Origin of the sequence: Serratia plymuthica NBRC 102599 (genome assembly GCF_001590925.1) — a bacterium.
GTDB lineage: Bacteria > Pseudomonadota > Gammaproteobacteria > Enterobacterales > Enterobacteriaceae > Serratia > Serratia plymuthica.
Map to the genome: position 1 here is coordinate 188,313 of NZ_BCTU01000014.1, position 6,009 is coordinate 194,321.

A 6,009-nucleotide genomic window follows, 5' to 3' on the forward strand; every position below is an offset into this window, starting at 1 on the left:
CCGCTTGATGCTTACCCCTGACTCGTACCTTATGCGCTAACATGGGTGAATAACGACCAACGTTCAGCCTGGTACCCATGAAATACGCATCGAGATTACTGTTGGCCTCTATTTTGACGCTTGCTCCTGCGCCATTCTATCCGCTGTTTGCCGCACAGGGCCCGCTCGAGGGTATCGCTGATGCCTATCAACTCAAGCTCGGCGACTCGGCGGGTAATTTGCCTTACTACGTCGCCAAAACCCACGGACGAACACCGCATTCCGCATTAATCGTGCTGCACGGCCACCCCAGAGATGCCGGGAAAACGCTGGCTGCGGCGCTAAAAGCGGCACGACTGGCAGGTAAAATCGACGATACTTTACTGGTTGCACCGCTCTATCCGGTTCCCACCGCGCAGGCCAGGCGCTGCCATTCGCCCGGTGTTCCTGCGGCGCAGCCGGGTGATGCATTGTGGAATTGCAGCTCCTGGATCGAGGGTGGGCTGGATTTACAGTCAAAGGTCAGCTCGTTTGCCGCACTTGACCAATTGATCGCCGAACTGAAAACCAAATGGCCGCAGTTGCGGTGGGTCACTGTCGCTGGATTTTCCGCCGGCGCGCAGTTCGTGCAGCATTATGTCGGGTTTGCGGAACCGCCCACCGGCGTGAGCGTGCGTTTTGTCGTTTCCGACCCCGGCAGTTGGCTTTACTTCGATCGCCTGCGCCCGCAGCCGGTTATCGACTGGCTCAGTTGCAGTCAGGAAAAAGGTTGCGACTTTACCTGGACGGAAGTTAACACCGACTCGTGCCCAACCCTAAACCACTGGAAATACGGTATGGAAGATATCCCCGCTTTTCATGGCCAAACCCGCGAGACGGTGCGTCAGCGCTATGCCGCGGCGGACATCACTTATATTGAGGGAGGAAAAGATACCGGCAACGCACCCGGCACCTTCTACAAAATACTCGACAAATCCTGCGCCGCGCAGGCTCAGGGCCCCTACCGTCTGCAACGCGGCATCGCCTATGCGGCTTACGATCGGCGTTTTATCGCCCCTGGCACCAAACGTCAGTTACTGATCGTCCCCAACTGCGCGCACGATGTGTCTTGCGTATTTCCATCCGCCATTGCGCGTAGGGCGTTGTTTGTGGCGCCATAACCGCCATCGTTCCGCCCAAAAATAAAACCCCGCCATTAGCGGGGTCTGATAAAAATACGTAGCAAACGCGGCAGATCAATGCTGCAAAATATACATTGTCTGGCTGTAGGCCACGTCCTCCGGGTTGGTGATCGGGTAGCCTTTTACCCAGGGCTTGATCAGGCGACCGTTGGTGTACTGGTAAATTGGCGCGATCGGCGCCTGTTCCGCAATGATCTGTTCCGCTTTATTGTAATCCGCCGTCAGGGCCTTTGCGTTGGTTTCCCGGCTGGCCTGCGCCAGCAGATTGTCATACTTGGCGCTCTTGAATTTGGCGATATTGCCGCTGTGGGAAGAGCTCAGCAGCGACAGGAAGGTCGATGCCTCGTTGTAATCACCCACCCAGGAAGCGCGCACGACGTCGAAGTTACCGGTGTTGCGGCTGTCGATGTAGGTTTTCCATTCCTGGTTTTGCAGCTTGACGTCAATCCCGAGCGTTTTCTTCCACATCGACGCCACGGCAATCGCGATTTTCTGATGGCTTTCCGAAGTGTTGTACAACAGCGTCAGTTTCAGCGGATTATTTGGGCCGTAGCCGGCGGCCTGCATCAACGCCTTGGCCTGCGCATTCAGTTCCGCCTGCGATTGCTGCTGCATCAGGCTCACTTCCGGTTTGAACCCGGCGGTGACGTCCGGCGTGAAGTGGTAGGCCGGCTTCTCACCGGTGCCCAGCACTTTTTCGGCGATAATTTTACGGTCGATCGCATACGACAGCGCTTTACGCACTCGCACATCGTTGGTCGGCGCACGTTGGGTATTGAAGGCGTAATAATAGGTACCGAGCTGATCCGGGGTATAAACCTGGTCCGGAATGTCTTTCAGCAACTTCTGGTACATGTTTTTCGGGAAGGACTCAGTGATATCGATGTCGCCGGCCAGATAACGCTTGGTGGCGTTGGACTCCTGGTTGATCGGCACAAAGGTCACTTTGGTCAGCACGGTATGCGCGTGATCCCAATAGTGTTCATTTGGCGTCAGCACCAGTTTCTCATTGACCACCCGCTCTTGCAGTTTAAACGCACCGTTACCCACCAGGTTGCCGACTTTGGTCCAGTCATTGCCGAATTTCTCCACCACCGACCGGTTCACCGGGAACAGGCTGAAGTTGGCGGTCAGGCTGACAAAGTACGGTACCGGTTTGTTCAACTGCACTTTAAAGGTGTAGTCATCCAATGCCGTTACACCCAGCTTATCGGCAGGCAGCTTGCCGGCGATGATCTCGTCGGCGTTCTGAATGCCGGCCAGTTGGGCAAACCAGGCAAAGGGTGACAGGTTCTTCGGCTCAACCAGGCGTTGCCAGCTATAAACGAAATCCTTCGCCGTTACAGGGTCACCGTTTGACCAGCGCGCATCTTTACGCAGCGTGAAGATATAAGTTTGATTATCAGTCGTCTGCCAACGGGTGGCGACGCCGGGGATCACCTTGCCGTTGGCATCCTGATTCACCAGCCCTTCAAACAGGTCACGCGCCAATTGCGCCTCCGGCAAGCCCACGGCCTTGATCGGATCCAGTGAGGCCGGCTCATCTTTAATATGACGAACGATTTCCTGCTTTTCCGCCAGAGTGGTGCCTGGGGGAACCTGCGCCGCCATCGCGCTGCTCAATCCTGCGCCGATAGCCACTGCACACAACGCCAAACGAAAACCTTGCTGAATTTTTCTTCTCGTCATTCTGATTCATCCCCGTTAACCATCTGAATTTTTTATCATATAGCACAAGATCCCTCTCACCTATAGCCCAGGGCGGACAAGATGCAAAAACTGAGGGCCAGACAATAAAAAATGCCCGTGCGACAACGTCGACACGGGCATTTTTGTCTCAGGGAGAGTTAGTCGTACAGGTGAATGCTGTTGATACGATAGCTGAACTCTTCGCCCTCTTCCTCGTCGAAAATGGTGAAGAAGCTTTGTTCGGCGAGCGGTTTAGAATATATATCGGTTTTTTGCATCTGGCGCGACTCGGCATCGTCATAACCATAGTCGAGATAGAAGGTGTTTTTCTGGTAGTCGACGTGCAGAGTAAAGGGATAATTGGACTCATCGCCACGCCCGTCATCATTTTTCACCACGCCGAACCATTCCCCCTGACGGATCTGGTTTTCCTCATCCACGCCGCACAGCAGCGTGATGGTATCCTTTTCATTTTCGCTATAGCTGGCAACTATTCTGGCTACTGGCATGTTAAATCCCCTGCTTGGTTATTGGGTTAGCTTTGCCGATAGTATAACAACAGCGAAATGACCGGCGCGGTTTTATTGTTGCCTTTGCCAATGCACAGCTCACATATCAGGCAAAGGTGAAACAATAGCTCTGGGAAAGATAAGCCAAAGCGTAATACACTGAATAAAATGATAATGACTCTCGACATTTAACTCAGGGACAACACCATGATCCAGCATCGACCGCGCAGTGAACGTGGCCAATTGGCCGTTGCAGGAGAGAATTACGGCAGTTCGCTGTTAGGGGCGCCGCTGCTTTATTTCCCCGCAGCCATCAGCGGGCCGGAAACCGGGCTGATCATCGCCGGTACCCACGGTGACGAGGGAGCCGCTATCGTCACCCTTTCTTGTGCGCTACGCAGCATTGCGCCAAACCGGCTGCGCCATCACGTGATACTGGCGGTCAATCCCGACGGGTGCCAACTGGGGTTGCGCGCCAATGCCAACGGCGTTGACCTGAACCGTAACTTCCCTGCCGCCAACTGGCGCTCCGGCGATACGGTTTATCGTTGGAACAGCGCAGCGGAGGCGCGGGATGTGAAGCTGTCAACCGGCGGCCGCCCCGGTTCAGAACCGGAAACCCAGGCGCTGTGCCACCTGATTCACCGGTTGAAACCGCACTGGGTGGTGTCGTTTCACGAACCCTTGGCCTGCATTGAAGATCCCGCCAGTTCCCAACTCGGTGTCTGGCTTTCACATAAGTTGGCTTTACCGCTGGTCACCAGCGTGGGTTACGAGACGCCGGGTTCGTTCGGCAGTTGGTGCGCCGATTTGTCGCTGCCCTGCATTACCGCCGAATTCCCGCCGATCTCCGCCGATGCCGCCAGCGAGAGCTATCTCGATGCAATGGTAGAGCTGTTGACCTACCAGGATTAATTCTGCCTTGGGGCGAGATTGATCGCCCCATAGTCAAAATCCAGCCCCGCGTCGACGTCCTTCGCCAGCCAGGTCGGGCCATCCAAATCCACAAAACGCGCCCCTGGGGCCAGGGGTAACGCCGCGTTGATCGCCCGTGAAGTACACAACATGCAGCCGAGCATAATGGCGAACCCCTGCTCGCGCGCCTGCTTAGCCAAAATCAGCGCTTCCGTCAGGCCGCCTGTTTTATCCAACTTGATATTGACCATCTGATAGCGGCCGATAAGCGCCGGCAGATCGCGACTGGTGTGGCAACTCTCATCGGCACAAATAGGCAGCGGGTGGATAAAGTTCTCCAGCGCGCCGTCATCGGCGGCCGGCAGCGGCTGCTCCAACATTGCCACTCCCAGATCCGCCAACAGTTGGCAACGCGCAGCCAGGCCTTCCGCCTGCCAGGACTCGTTGGCATCGACGATCAGCGTCGCTTCCGGCACCGCTGCGCGGATGGCCACCAACCGTTCGCTGATCAGGTGATTATCCAGCTTGATTTTCAACAGCCGTGCGCCCTGCTGGTCGAGTTCGCGTGCGGCGAACGCCATTGCCTCCGGCGAGCCGATGCTGACGGTTTGCGCCATCAGGATGCGTTCCGGCGCCGTGACACCGCTGCGCTGCCAGCGGCTCTGGCCGCTGAGACGGCACTCCAGATCCCATAGCGCCGAATCCACCGCATTGCGCGCCGCGCCTGCAGCCATCAACTGCTGCAACTCCTCACGCGTCACTCCCCGTTCGATAGCCGGTGCCACCTCCGCCAATTGCGCCAGCACCGAGGCTTCGCTTTCGTCATAGCGCGCATACGGCGTGCATTCGCCAATGCCGCGCACACCCTGCAGTTCAATCTCGACCACCACCACTTTCGCTTCGGTGCGGCTGCCGCGGGCAATGACAAAGGCGGTATGCAATGGCCAGGCTTCTGGGTAAAAACGCATGCTTCTCATAACGGCTCCTGAGCGAAAATAGCGTATAAAAACGGGCTAACGGGCGGATGTTTTTTGGACACAACCTAATATATACAACTATTTAGCAAACTTTATATATCCAACCCACAATTGTTGACTTAAACTGACGCCAGGGCGTGAACCTAATGGCAAACCCAGCCATAGCGGCTATTTTATTAGGTTCATCCCCTTTGTATAAACACCTGTAAAAGGAACCAAGCCAATGACTCAGACAGTACATTTCCAAGGCAACCCGGTCAGCGTTGCAGGCCATCTGCCACAGTCAGGCGAACAAGCCAAAGCGTTCTCGCTGGTTGCCAAAGATCTGTCAGACGTAGCGCTAAGCAGCTTCGCGGGTAAACGCAAAGTCCTGAACATTTTCCCAAGTATTGATACCGGCGTTTGCGCTGCCTCGGTACGTAAATTCAACCAACTGGCCAGCGGTCTGGATAATACCGTGGTGCTGTGCATCTCCTCCGATCTGCCGTTCGCCCAGTCACGCTTCTGCGGCGCGGAAGGCCTGAGCAACGTAGTGACGCTGTCTACCCTGCGTGGCGCAGAATTCAAACAGGCTTACGGCGTCGAAATCGCTGAAGGCCCGTTGGCGGGTCTGACTGCACGTGCGGTCGTGGTGCTGGATGGCCAGGACAATGTGCTGTACAGCGAGCTGGTGAATGAGATCACCAACGAGCCGGATTACGATGCTGCGCTGGCTGCACTGAAGTAATGTCACCAGGGCCGGCTTTCGCGGGCTCTGAT

Annotated in this window: 6 protein-coding genes; 3 read left to right on the top strand and 3 right to left on the bottom strand. The window is 56.0% G+C overall.

Going from position 1 to position 6,009, the window contains the following annotated elements; all coding sequences use genetic code 11:
* Nucleotides 1-77 precede the first annotated feature (77 nt).
* Nucleotides 78-1,139, top strand: coding sequence for a hypothetical protein (locus SPL01S_RS11240; RefSeq protein WP_063199766.1), 1,062 nt, complete (start codon nucleotides 78-80; stop codon nucleotides 1,137-1,139).
* Nucleotides 1,140-1,214: 75 nt separating this feature from the next.
* Here the strand turns inward: SPL01S_RS11240 and SPL01S_RS11245 are convergent, their stop codons facing one another.
* Both SPL01S_RS11245 and SPL01S_RS11250 read right to left on the bottom strand, forming a co-directional pair.
* Nucleotides 1,215-2,849, bottom strand: a complete 1,635-nt coding sequence (locus SPL01S_RS11245) for a peptide ABC transporter substrate-binding protein (RefSeq protein ID WP_062870996.1) — start codon at nucleotides 2,847-2,849, stop codon at nucleotides 1,215-1,217.
* A 158-nt stretch (nucleotides 2,850-3,007) separates the two neighbouring features.
* A complete protein-coding gene (locus SPL01S_RS11250; protein WP_004945080.1) occupies nucleotides 3,008-3,358 on the bottom strand; it encodes a hypothetical protein in 351 nt (116 codons plus the stop codon).
* 207 nt (nucleotides 3,359-3,565) lie between these two features.
* On the opposite strand from SPL01S_RS11250, the gene mpaA reads away from it, so the two are divergent.
* Entirely contained in the window at nucleotides 3,566-4,273 is a 708-nt protein-coding gene (gene mpaA / locus SPL01S_RS11255; RefSeq protein WP_063199769.1) for a murein tripeptide amidase MpaA, read from the top strand.
* On the opposite strand, the gene ycjG is transcribed toward mpaA, so the two are convergent.
* A complete protein-coding gene (gene ycjG / locus SPL01S_RS11260) occupies nucleotides 4,270-5,250 on the bottom strand; it encodes an L-Ala-D/L-Glu epimerase (protein ID WP_063199772.1) in 981 nt (326 codons plus the stop codon). The genes mpaA and ycjG overlap by 4 nt on opposite strands.
* A 223-nt stretch (nucleotides 5,251-5,473) precedes the next feature.
* Between ycjG and tpx the strand changes: the two genes are divergently transcribed.
* Nucleotides 5,474-5,977 (top strand): thiol peroxidase, encoded by a 504-nt coding sequence (gene tpx / locus SPL01S_RS11265; protein ID WP_006319550.1) that lies wholly within the window; start codon nucleotides 5,474-5,476, stop codon nucleotides 5,975-5,977.
* The last annotated feature ends 32 nt before the right edge of the window (nucleotides 5,978-6,009 follow it).

Excerpts from the sequence above, each read along its gene's own strand:
- SPL01S_RS11245 (WP_062870996.1), bottom strand. The coding sequence starts at position 2,849 with ATGACGAGAAGAAAAATTCAGCAAGGTTTTCGTTTGGCGTTGTGTGCA.
- mpaA (WP_063199769.1), top strand. The coding sequence starts at position 3,566 with ATGATCCAGCATCGACCGCGCAGTGAACGTGGCCAATTGGCCGTTGCA.
- tpx (WP_006319550.1), top strand. The coding sequence starts at position 5,474 with ATGACTCAGACAGTACATTTCCAAGGCAACCCGGTCAGCGTTGCAGGC.
- ycjG (WP_063199772.1), bottom strand. The coding sequence starts at position 5,250 with ATGAGAAGCATGCGTTTTTACCCAGAAGCCTGGCCATTGCATACCGCC.
- SPL01S_RS11250 (WP_004945080.1), bottom strand. The coding sequence starts at position 3,358 with ATGCCAGTAGCCAGAATAGTTGCCAGCTATAGCGAAAATGAAAAGGAT.
- SPL01S_RS11240 (WP_063199766.1), top strand. The coding sequence starts at position 78 with ATGAAATACGCATCGAGATTACTGTTGGCCTCTATTTTGACGCTTGCT.